Raw genomic sequence first — 15,019 nt, 5'->3', positions numbered from 1 at the left:
GGCGTTTGGCCTCAATGGTCATTGGTGCAGCCGCTGCCTTGCACCTGATAGTCCAGCACATGTTCGCGGCCCTGGTGGTCGAGGTAGTTGAGCCGCGCCGGAATCACGCCGCAGGCCTGGGAAATATCGGTGCTGGACAGGACTTTGTCGATATCCAGATGAACGAAGAAGCCGCTTTGGTCGTGGATCACGGTCGGTTCCGGCGCAGGCGCGGCGAACGCGGAACCGGTGGCGAGGAGGGCGGCGAAGGCGAGGATCAGGGTTTTCATGATGGGGTCGCTCGGTGCGTGAAGTGGGTCGGCACAGGTGCCGGGACAACTTCAGGCTACCGGGCGATCCGCTCGGCAAACCGACAGCTTGATTACAAAGCTGTAATGAAACGGTGTTCGCGAAGGTCGGCGTGAGCGACGGTCTTGGCCGGTTCTGCGGTGCCTTCACTGGCGCCATCGCCAGCAGTCTGGCTCCCACAGAGAACCGTGCAGGGCTCCAATGATGCAGGGATCAGTTGCCGGCGGAGCTGATGATCCCGGCGACCTGCTGCGGCTGGCAGTTGAGGTACGGCGAGGACTTGAGCCAGTGCTGGTCGGGGTACCAGGAGAACATGAACTGGCCGTCCTTCAGGCTGTCGATCACTCGCTTGGCCACCTGCGGGCGCACCGCCGGGCAGCCCTGGCTGCGGCCGATGCGGCCCTGGCGCTGGCTCCACAACGGGTTCACGTAGTCGGCGGCGTGGATCACGATGGCGCGGTCGCGGGCCATGTCGTTGAAGCCCGGTTCCAGGCCGTCCATGCGCAGCGAATAGCCGTGGGTGCCTTCGTAGCTTTCCTGGGTGCGGAACAGCCCGAGGCTGGACTGGTAGCTGCCCTCGCGGTTGGAGAACTGGGTGGCGTAGTTTTCCCCGGAGTTGGAGCCGTGGGCGACCAGGTCGCGCAGCACCAGTTTCCGGCGGGCGAGGTCGAAGATCCACAGGCGGCGGGCCGTGGACGGCTGCGAGTAGTCGATGATCGCCAGGTGGCGCGATTGCCGGGCGCCGCTGTTGACCGCGCACTGCATGGCGTTCAGGGCACCTTTCAGCGCCTGGGGATTGAGTTCCGGTGCGGCGTGCGCGAGGCTGTTGTAGAGGGATGGCCGGGCAGTGCCGGCGGCAATGGCTGGGCTGGTCATCGAGGCGGCGATCAAGGCCGGGACGATGGCAGTCAGCAGAAGTCGGCGAAACGTCGTCAACATTTACAGAGAGTCCTCACTTGCTGCTTGTCTGGCTAGGCTCCTGACGTCCAGTCGTCCCCCGCAAGCCCGGGAATCGGGCCTGACTGTTCACCGCACCTGATGTAAGGTTGACCGTCATTCAGGACGGCCATGGATTGGAGTAAAGCAGTTGTTCAAAAAACATGCATGCTACTTGAGCATTTGTTTGCTCGCTGCGCCGTTTGTCGCTTGTGCCGGTGAGCCGTTGCCGGGGCTGCCGACGTTGCCGGCGGACGTGACGGTCGATGCGCCGGTGGCCGCGCCGGCGCCGGTGCAGAGCCCGTTGCAGGCGTCGCTGGTCAGCCTGCCCCAGGCCTGTCCGGCCGTGGCGGCCCGGCTCGACGCCCCCGCGCTCCAGCAGTTGCAGGCGTTCTATCAGCAGCAGGACTGGCTGCCCGTGTGGGCAGACCGCGAGCGGCTCACGACATTGCATGCGCAACTGCAACTGCTGGCCGATGACGGCCTCAATCCCCAACGCTATCCGGTGGCGGGCAGCGTACCCCAGGACGGCGACCTGTGCGCCGACATCGACATCAGCCGCCACTACCTGCAAGCCCTGCAGGACCTGCATTACGGCCGCCTGCTGCAATCGCACTTCGAACCTCTGTGGCATGCCGACGACACGCCCCGCGACCGGCAGGCCGAACTGCTGGACATCGCCGTGCCGGGCATGCACGACATCGCGGCGGCGTTCGACCGCGCCCGTCCGCGCCTGGCGCAGTACCGGGACCTGCGTCACCTCTACGCCGCCCAGCGCCAGCAAGCCTTGCCGCATTGGGGGCCCGTGAGCAACGGGCCGCTGCTGCGCCCGGACATGGCGGACAAGCGCGTGCCGGAACTCGCTCAGCGCCTGTACAGCGAAGGCTACCTGCACAGCGCGGCCGGTACGCCGGGCAACGCCTACGACGGCGTGCTGGTGGAGGCGGTGAAGAGCTTCCAGGCCAACCATTCGCTGCAGGCCGACGGCGTGGTCGGCCCCGGCACCATCGCCGAACTCAACATCAGCCCGCTGACCCGCCGTGACCAGTTGCGGGTCAACCTCGAACGCTTCCGCTGGCTGGCCCAGGACATGGAGCCGGACGGCCTGCTGGTCAACGTCGCCGCCGCCGAGCTGACCCTGTACCAGGGCGGCCTGCCGGTGTGGCAGACCCGCACCCAGGTCGGCCGCGCCGAACGCCAGACCCCGCTGCTCAAGTCCCGGGTCACCCGGCTGACCCTGAACCCGACCTGGACCGTGCCGCCGACCATCTGGAAGGAAGACAAGCTGCCGGAAATCCGCAAGGACCAGACCTTCCTCAGCCGCCAGAACCTGCAAGTGCTCGACGCCAACGGCCAGCCGCTGGCCGCCGCCGACATCGACTGGGACAACCCCGGCAACATCCTCCTGCGCCAGGACGCCGGGCCGCGCAACCCGTTGGGGCAGATGGTCATCCGCTTCCCCAACCCGTTCTCGGTGTACCTGCACGACACGCCGAGCAAGGCGCTGTTCGACAAGGGGCCGCGGGCGTTCAGCTCCGGTTGCGTGCGGGTCGAGCATCCGATGAAGCTGCGCGACCTGCTGCTCAGCCCGGCGGAAAAGGCGCGCACCGATACCTTGCTGGCCACCGGCACCACCCACGAATTCCGCCTGGCCAACCCGGTGCCGATCCTGATGACCTACTGGACCGCCCAGGTCGACAGCCACGGGCGCGTGCTCTACGCGCCGGACATCTACAGCCGCGACAGCGCGCTGCTGGCGGGGCTGGACCGGGCGCACTGACCTCAGCGGGCGTGGCGCCGCCAGAACACCCTGGCCAGCCACGCATCCACGCTGAGCTTGCCGGCCCCGGCGAACACCAGCGGCAGCAGCGCCGCCAGGTAAATGGCCGGCAGCTTGAAGTTGCCGAAGCCCTTGTTGGTGATCGCGTAGCCTTGGGCCAGTTCGCTCAGCGACGACCAGTCCGCCGGCCAGTGCACGGCGGCGGTGGCGACCACGGTCACCACGATCAGCGAGACCGCCGAGAAGCGTGTGCCGAGGCCGATCAGGATCGCCAGCGCGCCGATCAGCTCGGCCCACATCGACAGTTCCCAGTTCAGGGTCGCCGGCAGATGGTCGAAGGGGAAGGGGAACCGATCCTGGATGTCTTCGAACCAGTTCTGGCCGTTGAACTTCTCCAGGCCCGATTCGAAGAATTCCCAGGCGATGAACAGCCGCAGCGTCAGCGGCGCGAGCCATTGGCCGGCGCGGTCGAGGTTCAGGTGCAGGCCTTTGACGGCGGAGGAAAGAGAGGGGGTCATGATCAAACGCTCCATGGTTTACAGGGGAAACGGGGCAACGGCGTGCCCCGTGCCGGGCGTCATTCGCCGGCGCCGCACTTGCCTTCGCCGCATTTGCCTTCCGACGACTTTTCCGTGGCGTCGGCCTTGGCCTGGCTGTAGCCGTGATCCAGTTGCTTGACGCTGAAGGCCTCGGAGGCCGAAGCGGCGTTGGACAGGGCCAGGCCCGAGGCGATCAGCAGGCCGAGGGCGAGGGACTTTTTCGAGAGCTGAGTCATGGTGGTTCTCCGACGTATCGAGTGGTTTGAAAGGCTTGACCGGCAGTGCCGGTCGACAGGTTCATTTGAACGCCGGGGTGTATCGGCGATGTGTCGCGCAGAGGCGAAAGTGTGGGCGCCGTGTGTCTGCGGCGAGGCGGTACACACTGCGATACAGGCCTGGGTGTGCTTGACCGTGCGGGCCTCATCGCGGGCAAGCCCGCTCCCACAGGTTCCGAGTCGTTCACAGATGTTGGGTTCAACCCAAGCACCGTGGGAGCGGGCTTGTTCCGGGCGGCGATCCGACGATGAGGCCGGTACAGCCACCGCCGCACTGACCGGGACAGGGATTTGATCGGGCGCTGTGATCCGGCAGCGGTCCGCAGCGTCTAGCCACGGTGTCCCCGCGATCCCATGGGGCGAGACTTCGGAACCCGGCATGCAAGCGCTGTTGAACGAGATCCTTGACGCTGTCCGGCCCCTGATCGGGCAAGGCAAGGTGGCTGACTACATTCCCGCCCTCGGCACCGTGCCGGCCAATCAACTGGGCATCGCCGTGTACGGCAACGACGGCGAAATGTACTGCGCCGGCGACGCCGACACGCCGTTCTCGGTGCAGAGCATCTCCAAGGTGTTCAGCCTGGTGCAGGCCATCGAGCATTCCGGCGAGGCGATCTGGGAACGCCTGGGCCACGAGCCCTCCGGCCAGCCGTTCAACTCGCTGGTGCAGCTGGAGTTCGAGCGCGGGCGGCCGCGCAACCCGTTCATCAACGCCGGGGCGCTGGTGATCTGCGACATCAACCAGTCGCGCTTCGCCGCGCCGGCGCTGTCGATGCGCGATTTCGTCCGGCGGCTGTCGGGCAACCCTCAGGTGATGGTGGACGGCAAGGTCGCCGAGTCCGAATACCAGCACCGCGCCCGCAACGCAGCGATGGCGTACCTGATGCAGTCGTTCGGCAATTTCCACAACGACGTCGAGGCGGTGCTGCGCAGCTACTTCAGCCACTGCGCGCTGCGCATGAGCTGCATCGACCTGGCCCGCGCGTTCTGCTTCCTGGCCAACGATGGCTTCTGCAAGCACAGCGGCGAACAGATCCTGACCCGCCGCCAGACCCAGCAAGTCAACTCGATCATGGCCACCAGCGGCCTGTACGACGAGGCCGGCAACTTCGCCTACCGCGTCGGCCTGCCGGGCAAGAGCGGCGTGGGCGGCGGCATCGTCGCGGTGGTGCCGGGGCAGTTCACGGTGTGCGTGTGGTCGCCCGAGCTCAACACGGCGGGCAACTCGCTGGCAGGGATGGCGGCGCTGGAGATGCTCAGCGCGCGGATCGGCTGGTCGGTGTTCTGACCGGCACAGCCATTCGCCGAGTGTAGGAGCGAGCCTGCTCGCGATGGCGGTGGGCCAGGGACATAGGGGCCGGCTGACCTGACGCCATCGCGAGCAGGCTCGCTCCCACAGGGTTCTGTGGGTTGCCTTGGTGGCGGGCCTTCCTATACATTTTTTGCCCGCTCATTCCTATGGTGAATCCGCTTCATGTCTCTCGCGCTCGAACGTCTCGTCGCTGGCACGCCCATCCCTTTCGCCGGCAACCGCGTCACCGTGGTCAGCCCCGAACTGGCTGAGCGTTTCCGACCCGGTGACCACCTGCTCGTGGAGCAGGTCAGCGGTGAGCTGCTGCTGATTCCCGTGGCCGACCAGCAAGCGGCGGCGGTGGCGATCGAACGCGCCGCCGCTGCCTTCAGCGCATTGTCTTCGGTGTCGGACGAAGCCATCGGCCGCTTCTTCGACCTGTTCGCCCAACGCCTGGAGTCCGCCGAGTGCTGGGCCCTGATCGAAGCGGCCAACCTGGCCGACATCGAAAGGGCCAAGGCCCGTGGCCGTTCCACTACGCGCCTGCTGGCCGACGAGCGCATGCGCCGCGACATGATCGCCGGCCTGCGGGCGTGGCGCGATGCGCCGGCCACCCGTGGCCAGGTCATCAGCTGCGTCGAGCACGACGGCTGGAAAGTGGAGCAAGTGGTGTCGCCGCTGGGCATCGTCGCCTTCGTGTTCGAAGGCCGCCCGAACGTGTTCGCCGACGCGGCCGGCGTACTGCGCACCGGCAACACCGCCGTGCTGCGGATCGGCAGCGATGCGCTGGGCACCGCGCAAGCCATCGTCGCCCATGCGCTGAACCCGGCGTTGGCCGATGCCGGTCTGCCGGCCGGTGCGGTGTCGCTGGTGGAAAGCGTCAACCACGCCGCCGGCTGGGCGATGTTCGCCGACCGGCGCCTGTCGCTGGCGGTGGCCCGGGGTTCGGGCCGGGCGGTCAGCCAGTTGGGCAGCATCGCCCAGCAGGCCGGCACCGCCGTCAGCCTGCACGGCACCGGCGGCGCGTGGCTGATCGCCGACCGGGAGGCCGACGCCGAACGTTTCGCGGCGGTGGTGCGCAACTCGCTGGACCGCAAGGTCTGCAACACCCTCAACGTCTGCCTGATCCACCGCGAGCGCGCCGCCGAACTGGTGCCGCTGTTCCTCGATGCGCTGCGACAGGCCGGCGCCGCGCGCGGTCAGGCCTGCAAGCTGCACATCGTCGAGGGCAGTGAAGGATGCCTGCCGGATGAGTGGCGCAACGCGACGGTCGAGGTCTACCGCGCCGAAGGCTACAAAACCGAGGCCCAGGCTGAAGCGCTGCCCGAGGCGCAGCTGGGCCGCGAGTGGGAATGGGAAGAGACCCCGGAAACCAGCCTGATGATCGTCGACGGCCTGGACCAGGCGATTGCCTTGTTCAACCGCTACAGCCCGCAGTTCACCGTGTCGCTGATCAGTGAGAACGTCGCCGAACAGCAGCGCTTCTACAGTGCGGTCAACGCGCCGTTCGTGGGCAACGGCATCACCCGCTGGGTCGATGGCCAATACGCGCTGAACAAGCCGGAACTGGGGCTTTCGAACTGGGAGAGCGGACGCCTGTTCGCCCGCAGCGCGATCCTGTCCGGCGACGGTGTGTTCACCGTGCGCAGCCGCATGACCCAGGTCGACCTGGGCGTCAAACGCTGAACGGCAAAAGGCCGCGCCCGTCGGGATGACGGGCGCGGCCTTTTCGTTTCACTTCGCGGTGGCGGCCGCTTCGATCAGGCTGGCCACGGTTTTCGGATTCGACACCATCACCACATGGGACGCGCCTTTGACCACCACGGTCTGCCGGGCGTGGGCCCGTTCGGCCATGAACGCCAGCGCCTGGGGCGGGATGTTCTTGTCCTTGTCGCCGTACACGAACCACGACGGGATCGACTTCCACGCCGGCTCGCCCGACGCCTCATTCAGCGCCGCTTCGGTGATCGGGCGTTGGGTGGCGGCCATCAGTTTCGCGTCGGCGTTCGGCACGTCGGCGGCGAACTGGTCGTGGAACTTGTCCTGCTGGATGTACAGATCCTTGCCGCCATCCTTCAAGGCCACGGGCGGGGCGAGGGTCGGGCCCAGGGTGCTGCCGGGGAAACGGCCGGCCAGCCCGGCCACGGTTTCGCCCGCCTCAGGGGCAAACGCGGCGACGTAGACCAGTGCCTTGACGTTGGCGTTGCCGTAGGCCGCCGCGCTGATCACAGGTCCCCCGTAGGAGTGGCCGACCAGCACCACCGGCGACTTGATCCCGGCCAGCACGTCGGCCACCGATTGCGCGTCGCCCTTGACGGAGCGCAGCGGGTTGGCGGCGGCCACCACCGGATAGCCGTCCTTTTCCAGAATCTTCACCACGCCGTTCCAGCTGCTGGAGTCGGCGAAGGCGCCGTGCACCAGCACGACGGTGGGCTTGGCGTCGGCGGCCATGGCCGAGGCGGCGCCGGCCATGGCGGCGGTGAGGGCAAGTCCTGCAAACCACTTGTTCATCGTGTGTTCCTTGTGTCGGGAGGAGGGATACCGCGTTCAGGCCTATTGAAGGCGCTGGCTGTATCGGCGATGTGTCGGGCTCCCGTCGTGGATGCGTTGAACTGTGTCTGGGGGGCGCGCAGGCTACAGAGCGATACAAAGCGAACGCCCCGAAGGGTTCGGGGCGTCGGGTTCAGGCGGCTGCGGCGGACGTGGCCGGTATCGCGCAGGTGGCCGGGTGCTCGGCCAGCGACACGAACGTGCGGCGGTCGCTGCCGAGGGCGTCGACGGAGCCGGTCTCGATGTCGTAGACCCAGCCGTGCAGGTTGAGCAGGCCTTTTTCCTGGGCCAAGCGCACGCTGGGGTGGGTCTGGATGTTCGCCAGTTGCGCGATCACGTTCTCCCGCACCATCGAACTCAGCTTCGCCGCGTCATCGGCATGGGGCCGGGACTCGTTGACCACCTTCGCCGACTCGGCGTGCTGCAGCCAGCCGCTGACGGCGGGCAGGTGATCCATGCATTTGCATTGGGCGATGGCGGTCATCGCGCCGCAGTCGGAGTGGCCGCAGACGACGATGTCGGTGACGCCGAGCACGGCCACCGCGTACTCCACCGTGGCCGATACCCCGCCTGGGTGCGGGCTGTAGGAGGGCACGATGTTGCCGGCGTTGCGGATCACGAACAGCTCGCCGGGTTCTTGCTGGGTCAGCAGTTCCGGCACCACGCGGCTGTCGGAACAGGTGATGAACAGCGTGCCGGGCTGTTGGGTGGTGGCCAGGTGCTTGAACAGTTCGGTGCGTTGCGGAAACGCTTCGCTCTGGAATTTCAGGAAGCCTTCGATCAGGTTTTTCATGGTGTCGTCCTCTCAGTTGGAGCAGCCGGTGCCGAATTCGCTGTATTGAAGGATGTGTTTGTCGCCGTGTGAATCGAGGTAGGTCATCTCGACGGGCACCACGCCGCAGATGTCCGCGACCGGGGTGACGCTCACGACCTGGGCAATGTCCAGCGCCATGCCGTAGCGGTAGGCGACGGCTTCTTCATCGGCCTGGGCCTGGGCGGCAAGACCGGCGAGCAGGGCGAGGAGCAACGGAATCTTTTGCATGGGGCAGCCTCCAGACAAGTGGTGTGACGGTGTCGGCTATCGGGGTAGGGGAGGCCCGCACGCCGGGTGCGGGCCGGGTGGATCAGAACGGACGCAGCGGCAGGAACTTGCCGTCGAGGGTGACCACGGCGCGGGAGCCGCCTTCTGGGTCTTCGACTTTCTTGATGTCGAGCTTGAAGTTGATCGCGCTGATGATGCCGTCGCCGAACTGCTCGTGGACCAGGGCTTTGAGGGTGGTGCCGTAGATCTGGATCATCTCGTAGAAGCGGTAGATGGTCGGGTCGGTCGGCACGCCGCTCAGGCTGCCGCGCAGCGGGATGACCTGCAGGGCGGCGACGTCGGCGGCGTCCAGTTCCAGCTTGTCGCCGACGGTCTGCGCGGCGGCCGCCGGCAGCGGGTGCTGGCCGAGCAGGGCGGCGGTGACGTAGGCCAGGCTCAGGCCGGTGTCGTCGGCCAGGTCCTGCCACGACAGGTCTTTGCGGGCCTTGGCGTCGAGGACGCGGGTGGTCAGGGCCAGGCTGGTGTCGTTGTAGGCGTGGGACTGTTGCATGGTGTCACTCCTTTCGGGGTTGGCTTGGGTGTGGAAGCGATCTTGCGCCGATCGATCCATAGCGTCCAAGATCGATATACAATGCTTCGCATAAGTCCTGCCTATAGATGGTGTGCCCATGCTGCTGCGACATCTGCGTTACCTGCTGGCCGTGGCCGACCACGGCGGCTTCACCCGCGCGGCGGAGGCGCTGCACGTGTCGCAGCCGACCCTGTCGCAACAGATCCGCCAACTGGAGGACAGCCTCGGCGTGACGCTGTTCGACCGCACCTCGCGCACGGTCCGCCCCACCGACGCCGGCCTGGCCTACATCGAATGCGCGCGGCGGGTGCTGGTGGAGCTGGAGGCGGGTAAGCGGGCGCTGCATGACGTCAAGGACCTGACCCGCGGCACCTTGCGCCTGGCCATGACCCCGACGTTCATGGCGTACCTGGTCGGGCCGCTGGTGCGGGATTTCGCGGCGCGGTTTCCCGGCATTCACCTGGAGATCTTCGAGCTGTCGATGGACGACATCGAGGCGGGGCTGGCGGACGACTCGCTGGACATCGCGATCGCGTTCGCACCGGCGCGCCATCCCGACATCGAGTGCATTCCCGCATTCGTCGAGACGTTGGGGATCATGGTCGGGCGCGGCCATCCGCTGTACGGACGTGAGTCGCCGCTGAGCCCGGACGAGGTGGCGCAGCTGGATTTCGCCTTGCTGGCGCCGGGGTTCATCACGCGCCAATCCACCGACGAATACTTTCGCCGGCAGGGCATCTCCCCCCGGGTGCAGATCGAGGTCAACTCCGTGAGCACGCTGCTGGAAGTGATACGCCACACGCCGATGGCGACCATGCTGCCGGAGGCCATCGCGACCCTGGACCGGGGGCTGCACAAGGTCCGCGCCGAAGGCGAGGCGCCAGAGCGCGGAGCGGCGGTGTTGCGGCGCCGCAACAACTACCACAGCGCCGCGTCGGTGGCGTTCATGAACCTGCTGCTGGGGACGCCTGACGCCTGAGCCTTCCTCCGCTAGGCTTTGGACAGCCTCACGGAGGAATGCAGCGATGCCGGTGATTGTGCTGATCGTGCTGATGGTGTTGACGGGCTGCACCCGGGATCCGCTGGATCAGGGCCTTCGGGTCTCGGACGAACACCACCTTGCCGGGCCGAAGATCCAGTTCCTCGGTGTCGGCGGGTGGCTGCTGCACTGGAAGGGCGAGGGCCTGATGTTGGCGCCGTCGTTCAGCAACCCCAGCCTGTTCGGCCTGCGCGGCGTGCCTTCGCCGCTGGTGCTGGCCAATGAGCGCAAGATCGATGACGCCATGCGCGACGTGCCCGACGCCGCTGACGTGCGGATGCTGCTGGTGGGGCATGGCCATTACGACCATCTGCTGGATGTGCCGATCATCGTCCGCAAGTACACGCCTCAGGCGACGATCTACGGTTCGGAGACGGTCAAGCACATCCTCCAGGGGTTCGATGAGCTGAAGCGGTTTCCCGTTGTCGATGTTCAAGACGACATGGCGAAACTGAAAGGCTTCGGCGAGCCCGGCCCGCTGATGAAGGAGGGGCAATGGTTCCCGTCCCCCAGCGGCCGCATCCGGGTGATGCCGATCCAAAGCGAACACGCCGGCCATGTCGCCGGCCTGAACCTGGTGCCCGGCGACTATCACACCGACCTGACGAAACCCGAGCTGTCGCTGTGGCAGTGGAAGTCCGGCCAGAGCCTGGCCTGGGTCATCGACCTGATGGACGACGCCGGAAAGTACCCGGTCTATCGCATCCACTATCAGGATTCGGCGGCCACGCCGCCGCTCGGCTACATGCCGGCGCTGGCCGACGGCAAGGGCGTCGACGTTGAAATACTCTGCGCCTCGTCGTGGAAACAGGTACGCCACTATCCGCAGCGGGTGCTGGAGCGGCATAGGCCACGGATGGTGCTGATCGGCCATTGGGAAAACTTCTTCGGCAACGATCCCCATGAACCGAGGCTGTTGGTCGGGCAGGATGTGCGCTCGATGATCCGGGTGGTGCAGACCACGGTCGGCCCGCAGGTGCCGGTCGTGCTGCCGGCGCCGTTGTCCGAGGTGCGCTTTCCGGCGCCCGAAAAAAAACCGCTCCCTTGAAGGGGAGCGGTTTTTCATGGCGTTCGCCGATCAGCAGAGGCGGTCGATGACCCGGGCCTCAGTCTGGTTCTGCATCGAGTCCCACGCCTGTTTCAGCGTCTGCAGGACATTGCCGATGAAGTCCTTGTCGGCGGCGGCCTTCTTGCCGACATAACCCTGGCCGCGGCGGTACATCTTCAGGCGGGCCAGCAGGTTCTGGTTGTTCTTGTCGAACTCTTCTTCACCGGCGTGGGGCGACAGGCAGTCGATCTGTACCTGCCCCGACTTGCTGATCCACAGGATATGGCTGTCGTGGGTGTCTTTCTTCGCTGCGAAAAGACGAGCCAATTCTTCGATGGTAGGTTGATTGTTCAGATTCATGTTCATGCCCCTTGACCAGTTTGGTGATCTTGCAAAGTTGATTCGCTAATACAGGTAGCCCATCGGTTAGTTGATCCCTGGCACCGAAACCAGGACGTCAGCGGTCGCCCGTGATAAGTACGGGGTCATGCGTCTGCTGCATGTAGTCGTGTTGAATAACTGCTACGCGATAGCGTCACAACGAAGAGAAACAGCGAAAACCGGGAGGCTCCTTGACGACTTTTTCAGGGTTCGCCACAAGCGACTTGAGAATTTTCGCCAGCGTTTCCCGTCCTTGTACTGGACGTTCAGGCCAGGTCAGCTTCTTCAATCTGCCTTGTGGGCAGCGTGTATCCGGAAAAAACAACTCGGCGGTCAGACGAGCTTGCTCAAGCGTGTTGCCAGTGCTCCCGATCGGGGAGACGTCTGCATCATGCAAAAGCCGAACGACGTCGTCAACGGTTTTGTAGTGATTATTTTTGGTCACTACATATTGTCGGACAAAGTCGTTTTGGAATGAGGAAAAGGGGAGTTCAGGCCATGGGAGCGGGGCTTTGGAGGCCGTAGACGGTGCAGGGGTAGCCGTCTATCACGCGTTGCTCGCAGGTGAATGCGCCGCTGCTCAGCGCCGGAATGGCTCCGGCCCAGAACCGCTGTGCCGGGCGGTTGGCGTCGATGTGGAAAATCTGCCATTGGCCGGGGATGCGGCTCAAGAGGTCAGAGACGACAAATTGCGCGACGCCTCGGCCACGCCAGCGCCGGCAGACGAAGAGATAGCCCAGGTTGTGCTCGGCGCCCTTGAGGTGTGTGTTGCCGTCCACGCTGATGAACCCCGCCAGTTCGTTGTCCACCCGGATCAGGAAGGCGCGGGTGGCGGGGTGGCGCCAGTAGTCGAGCGTCGGCCCGATGGGATAGAACCCGTTCTCCCCGAGTTTCAGCGGCAGCCATTCGCTGAAGTCGTGCAGGTAGAACTGCATCAGGCTGTCGAGGGTGTCGTGGTCGTCGCGGTGGGCGGCGTGCAGTTCGATGCTGGGCATGGCGCGGGTTCCTGGCAATCGCTTCAGAAACTCTAGTGCGCGGTTTACGGTTTGGCGGCCGCTTTCGCCGTGCGTCTTCCGGCGCCGGCGGTTTTGCGTCCGGTGCTCTTGCGTTTTTTCTTCCACGGCGCCGCAGCCTTGCCGGAGGGCGGCGGGCCGCTGATGGTCAGGCTCAGGCCGGCGCAGCGGGTGACTTGCTTGCTCATCCAGGCCGCCTGTTTGGTGACGAACTCTTCCAGGCTCATCTCGCCGCTCTGCACCATGTCCAGCGCCTGTTCCCAGATCGCCGTGGTGCCGGGGTCGGCGATGGCCCGTGGCACGGCGTCGATCAGGCTGAACGCCGCAGGCGTCGCCGACAGTGCCTTGCCGTTCTTCACCAGGTAACCGCGGTCCAGCAGGCCCTGAATGATCGAGGCGCGGGTGGCTTCGGTGCCGATGCCGGTGGTGTCCTTGAGTTTCTGCTTGAGCAGCGGATCCTCCACCAGTTTGGCGACGTTCTTCATGGCCTTGATCAGGTCGCCTTCGGTGTAGGGCTTGGGCGGCTGGGTCCACAGATCCTTGAGCTTCACGTCCGCCACCGTGCAGTCGTCGCCCTGGCTCAGCGCCGGCAAGGTTTGCGGCGCCGGTGCCTCGCGCCCCCTGGCCGCGGCCAGCGCTTCAGGCAAGGCGCGTTTCCAGCCGGGCTCGACGATCTGTTTGCCGACGGCGCGCAAGGCCTGGCCGGCGCAATCGAAATCCGCCTGGGTGCGGTCGTATTCGTGGTCGGGCAGGAACTGCGCCAGATACCGTGCGCGGATCAGCGTGTACACCGCGCGGTGCTTGCCGGTGAGCCGTTCGAGGTTTTTCGCGGCGGCGGTGGGGATGATGCCGTGGTGGGCGCTGACCTTGGCGTCGTTCCAGGCGCGGGAGCGGCGTTGCGGTTGCAGGTGGCCGTGCAGGGCTTCGAGGCTCGGGTCGGCCTGACGCAGCGCCGCCAGGATCCCCGGTGCCTCGGCGTGCTGGCTCAGGGGCAGGTAGCCGCAGTCGCTGCGCGGGTAGGTGATGACCTTGTAGGTCTCGTAGAGGGCCTGGGCGACGTCGAGGGTCTCCTGGGCGCCGAGGCCGAGCTTCTTCGAGCAGACTTCCTGCAAGGTGCCCAGGTCGAAGGGCAGGGGCGCCACTTCCCGCAGGCGTTCGGTGCGCAGCTTCACCACCCGGGCGCTGGCGGCGCCGCGGATCGCGTCGGCCGCCTGCTGCGCCAACGCCTGGTTCAGGCAGCGGTCCTGGTCGTCGCAGGCATCGGACGGTGCGCGCCATTGGGCGGTGAACGGCAGGCCGTCGTGCAGCAACTGCACGTCGATGGCCCAGTAGGGCACCGGTACGAAGTCCGCGATGCTGCGGTCGCGATCCACCACCAGGCGCAGGGTCGGCGTCTGCACCCGGCCCACCGGCAGCACGCCCTGATAGCCCGATTGGCGGCCTAGCAGGGTGAACAGACGGCTCATGTTCATGCCGATCAGCCAGTCGGCCCGTGAGCGTCCCAGCGCCGAGTGATAAAGGCTGAAGGTCTCGGCCCCCGGCTTGAGCGCGGCCAGGGCCTTGCGGATCGAGGCTTCGTCCAGGGCCGACAGCCACAGGCGGAGGATCGGCCCGCGGTAGCGGCAATGCTCCACCAGTTCGCGGGCGATCATTTCGCCCTCGCGGTCGGCGTCGGTGGCGATGACCAGTTCGCTGGCCTCGCCGAGCAGGCGCTTCACTGCCTTGTACTGGCTGGCGGTGCGCGGCTTGACGGTCATTTTCCAGCGGTCGGGGATGATCGGCAGGTCCGCCAGCACCCAGCGCTTGTAGCGGGCGTCGTAGGCGTCCGGCGGCGCGGTCTCCAGCAGGTGGCCGATGCACCAGGTCACCGTGACGTCCGTTCCCAGCCAGCAGCCGTCGCCCCGGCGCTTGGCGCCCAGCACGGCGGCGATGTCTTTCGCCTGGGAAGGTTTTTCGCAGAGGTACAGCCGCATGGACACCGTCGTCGATCAAAGTCCGAAGAGGCGCACAGGATGGCTGGAGTTGCGCCGATGGGCAACTTTTATCTGTATGGATGTACAGCCTTCGTGTTGCCGGAGGTTGCCGCGCCTTGCGTTCCTGCCGACCGTTGCTTAACTGAGCAATCAGGGCGCCCCCGAACGGTTTCGGCGGAGCCCGTTTCGTTCGATGGCTGTGTCCTGCGGCGAATTCTCGGAACGAGACTCCTTATGGATCAGGCCCGGCCCGCTTCATCGGTGAAGCGGCGCGGCCACCTTGGAGCGTCCAG

Annotated in this window: 17 protein-coding genes; 6 read left to right on the top strand and 11 right to left on the bottom strand. The window is 66.1% G+C overall.

Going from position 1 to position 15,019, the window contains the following annotated elements:
- Positions 1-11: 11 nt before the first annotated feature.
- Together CAG41_RS09265 and CAG41_RS09260 are read right to left on the bottom strand one after the other, a co-directional pair.
- Entirely contained in the window at positions 12-269 is a 258-nt protein-coding gene (locus tag CAG41_RS09265) for a DUF2790 domain-containing protein (protein WP_085580003.1), read from the bottom strand.
- A gap of 232 nt (positions 270-501) precedes the next feature.
- Positions 502-1,227 (bottom strand): murein L,D-transpeptidase catalytic domain family protein, encoded by a 726-nt coding sequence (locus tag CAG41_RS09260; protein ID WP_085580005.1) that lies wholly within the window; start codon positions 1,225-1,227, stop codon positions 502-504.
- Between the two features lie 148 nt (positions 1,228-1,375).
- Here CAG41_RS09260 and CAG41_RS09255 point away from each other — a divergent pair, with 148 nt between their 5' ends.
- Positions 1,376-3,004, top strand: coding sequence for a murein L,D-transpeptidase (locus CAG41_RS09255; RefSeq protein WP_085633953.1), 1,629 nt, complete (start codon positions 1,376-1,378; stop codon positions 3,002-3,004).
- A gap of 2 nt (positions 3,005-3,006) precedes the next feature.
- Here the strand turns inward: CAG41_RS09255 and CAG41_RS09250 are convergent, their stop codons facing one another.
- Both CAG41_RS09250 and CAG41_RS09245 read right to left on the bottom strand, forming a co-directional pair.
- Complete coding sequence (locus CAG41_RS09250; protein WP_085580009.1) at positions 3,007-3,522, bottom strand: DoxX family protein; 516 nt, start codon at positions 3,520-3,522, stop codon at positions 3,007-3,009.
- 59 nt (positions 3,523-3,581) lie between these two features.
- Positions 3,582-3,779: a hypothetical protein gene (locus CAG41_RS09245; RefSeq protein WP_085580010.1), complete on the bottom strand. Its 198-nt coding sequence runs from the start codon at positions 3,777-3,779 to the stop codon at positions 3,582-3,584.
- A 418-nt stretch (positions 3,780-4,197) separates the two neighbouring features.
- On the opposite strand from CAG41_RS09245, the gene glsB reads away from it, so the two are divergent.
- Together glsB and CAG41_RS09235 are read left to right on the top strand one after the other, a co-directional pair.
- Complete coding sequence (gene glsB / locus CAG41_RS09240) at positions 4,198-5,106, top strand: glutaminase B (protein ID WP_085580012.1); 909 nt, start codon at positions 4,198-4,200, stop codon at positions 5,104-5,106.
- A gap of 186 nt (positions 5,107-5,292) precedes the next feature.
- Entirely contained in the window at positions 5,293-6,795 is a 1,503-nt protein-coding gene (locus CAG41_RS09235; protein ID WP_085580014.1) for an aldehyde dehydrogenase family protein, read from the top strand.
- A 48-nt stretch (positions 6,796-6,843) separates the two neighbouring features.
- Here CAG41_RS09235 and CAG41_RS09230 read toward each other — a convergent pair whose 3' ends face one another.
- The 4 genes from CAG41_RS09230 to cynS all read right to left on the bottom strand — a co-directional run bounded on the left by CAG41_RS09230 (position 6,844) and on the right by cynS (position 9,251).
- Complete coding sequence (locus CAG41_RS09230) at positions 6,844-7,620, bottom strand: alpha/beta fold hydrolase (protein ID WP_085580016.1); 777 nt, start codon at positions 7,618-7,620, stop codon at positions 6,844-6,846.
- 172 nt (positions 7,621-7,792) lie between these two features.
- Positions 7,793-8,452, bottom strand: a complete 660-nt coding sequence (locus CAG41_RS09225) for a carbonic anhydrase (RefSeq protein ID WP_085580018.1) — start codon at positions 8,450-8,452, stop codon at positions 7,793-7,795.
- Positions 8,453-8,464: 12 nt separating this feature from the next.
- Complete coding sequence (locus CAG41_RS09220; protein WP_085580020.1) at positions 8,465-8,701, bottom strand: DUF2790 domain-containing protein; 237 nt, start codon at positions 8,699-8,701, stop codon at positions 8,465-8,467.
- Between the two features lie 82 nt (positions 8,702-8,783).
- Complete coding sequence (gene cynS / locus CAG41_RS09215) at positions 8,784-9,251, bottom strand: cyanase (protein WP_085580022.1); 468 nt, start codon at positions 9,249-9,251, stop codon at positions 8,784-8,786.
- A gap of 118 nt (positions 9,252-9,369) precedes the next feature.
- Between cynS and cynR the strand changes: the two genes are divergently transcribed.
- Positions 9,370-10,251 (top strand): transcriptional regulator CynR, encoded by an 882-nt coding sequence (gene cynR, locus CAG41_RS09210; RefSeq protein WP_085580024.1) that lies wholly within the window; start codon positions 9,370-9,372, stop codon positions 10,249-10,251.
- Positions 10,252-10,297: 46 nt separating this feature from the next.
- Positions 10,298-11,359, top strand: a complete 1,062-nt coding sequence (locus CAG41_RS09205) for an MBL fold metallo-hydrolase (RefSeq protein WP_085706912.1) — start codon at positions 10,298-10,300, stop codon at positions 11,357-11,359.
- A gap of 30 nt (positions 11,360-11,389) precedes the next feature.
- On the opposite strand, the gene CAG41_RS09200 is transcribed toward CAG41_RS09205, so the two are convergent.
- Positions 11,390-11,719, bottom strand: coding sequence for a hypothetical protein (locus tag CAG41_RS09200; RefSeq protein ID WP_085580111.1), 330 nt, complete (start codon positions 11,717-11,719; stop codon positions 11,390-11,392).
- A 127-nt stretch (positions 11,720-11,846) separates the two neighbouring features.
- On the opposite strand from CAG41_RS09200, the gene CAG41_RS28265 reads away from it, so the two are divergent.
- Complete coding sequence (locus CAG41_RS28265) at positions 11,847-12,218, top strand: hypothetical protein (protein WP_085580026.1); 372 nt, start codon at positions 11,847-11,849, stop codon at positions 12,216-12,218.
- Between the two features lie 13 nt (positions 12,219-12,231).
- Here the strand turns inward: CAG41_RS28265 and CAG41_RS09195 are convergent, their stop codons facing one another.
- On the bottom strand, positions 12,232-12,735 hold the full coding sequence (locus CAG41_RS09195; RefSeq protein ID WP_085580028.1) for a GNAT family N-acetyltransferase: 504 nt from the start codon (positions 12,733-12,735) through the stop codon (positions 12,232-12,234).
- 44 nt (positions 12,736-12,779) lie between these two features.
- Positions 12,780-14,726 carry a DNA topoisomerase III gene (locus tag CAG41_RS09190; protein ID WP_085706911.1) on the bottom strand — a complete coding sequence of 649 codons (1,947 nt, stop codon included), beginning with the start codon at positions 14,724-14,726 and terminating at the stop codon, positions 12,780-12,782.
- Between the last annotated feature and the right edge of the window lie 293 nt (positions 14,727-15,019).

Source organism: Pseudomonas sp. B35(2017) (genome assembly GCF_002113645.1).
In the GTDB taxonomy this organism is placed as follows: Bacteria; Pseudomonadota; Gammaproteobacteria; order Pseudomonadales; family Pseudomonadaceae; genus Aquipseudomonas; species Aquipseudomonas ekonensis.
The sequence above is the reverse complement of the archived record's forward strand: the minus strand, read 5'-3'. Positions and strand labels throughout refer to the sequence as shown.

Excerpts from the sequence above, each read along its gene's own strand:
- CAG41_RS09190 (WP_085706911.1), bottom strand. The coding sequence starts at position 14,726 with ATGCGGCTGTACCTCTGCGAAAAACCTTCCCAGGCGAAAGACATCGCC.
- CAG41_RS09260 (WP_085580005.1), bottom strand. The coding sequence starts at position 1,227 with ATGTTGACGACGTTTCGCCGACTTCTGCTGACTGCCATCGTCCCGGCC.
- CAG41_RS28265 (WP_085580026.1), top strand. The coding sequence starts at position 11,847 with ATGCGTCTGCTGCATGTAGTCGTGTTGAATAACTGCTACGCGATAGCG.
- CAG41_RS09195 (WP_085580028.1), bottom strand. The coding sequence starts at position 12,735 with ATGCCCAGCATCGAACTGCACGCCGCCCACCGCGACGACCACGACACC.
- CAG41_RS09265 (WP_085580003.1), bottom strand. The coding sequence starts at position 269 with ATGAAAACCCTGATCCTCGCCTTCGCCGCCCTCCTCGCCACCGGTTCC.
- CAG41_RS09235 (WP_085580014.1), top strand. The coding sequence starts at position 5,293 with ATGTCTCTCGCGCTCGAACGTCTCGTCGCTGGCACGCCCATCCCTTTC.
- CAG41_RS09245 (WP_085580010.1), bottom strand. The coding sequence starts at position 3,779 with ATGACTCAGCTCTCGAAAAAGTCCCTCGCCCTCGGCCTGCTGATCGCC.
- cynS (WP_085580022.1), bottom strand. The coding sequence starts at position 9,251 with ATGCAACAGTCCCACGCCTACAACGACACCAGCCTGGCCCTGACCACC.
- CAG41_RS09220 (WP_085580020.1), bottom strand. The coding sequence starts at position 8,701 with ATGCAAAAGATTCCGTTGCTCCTCGCCCTGCTCGCCGGTCTTGCCGCC.
- glsB (WP_085580012.1), top strand. The coding sequence starts at position 4,198 with ATGCAAGCGCTGTTGAACGAGATCCTTGACGCTGTCCGGCCCCTGATC.
- CAG41_RS09230 (WP_085580016.1), bottom strand. The coding sequence starts at position 7,620 with ATGAACAAGTGGTTTGCAGGACTTGCCCTCACCGCCGCCATGGCCGGC.
- CAG41_RS09200 (WP_085580111.1), bottom strand. The coding sequence starts at position 11,719 with ATGAATCTGAACAATCAACCTACCATCGAAGAATTGGCTCGTCTTTTC.
- CAG41_RS09250 (WP_085580009.1), bottom strand. The coding sequence starts at position 3,522 with ATGACCCCCTCTCTTTCCTCCGCCGTCAAAGGCCTGCACCTGAACCTC.
- CAG41_RS09225 (WP_085580018.1), bottom strand. The coding sequence starts at position 8,452 with ATGAAAAACCTGATCGAAGGCTTCCTGAAATTCCAGAGCGAAGCGTTT.
- CAG41_RS09205 (WP_085706912.1), top strand. The coding sequence starts at position 10,298 with ATGCCGGTGATTGTGCTGATCGTGCTGATGGTGTTGACGGGCTGCACC.
- cynR (WP_085580024.1), top strand. The coding sequence starts at position 9,370 with ATGCTGCTGCGACATCTGCGTTACCTGCTGGCCGTGGCCGACCACGGC.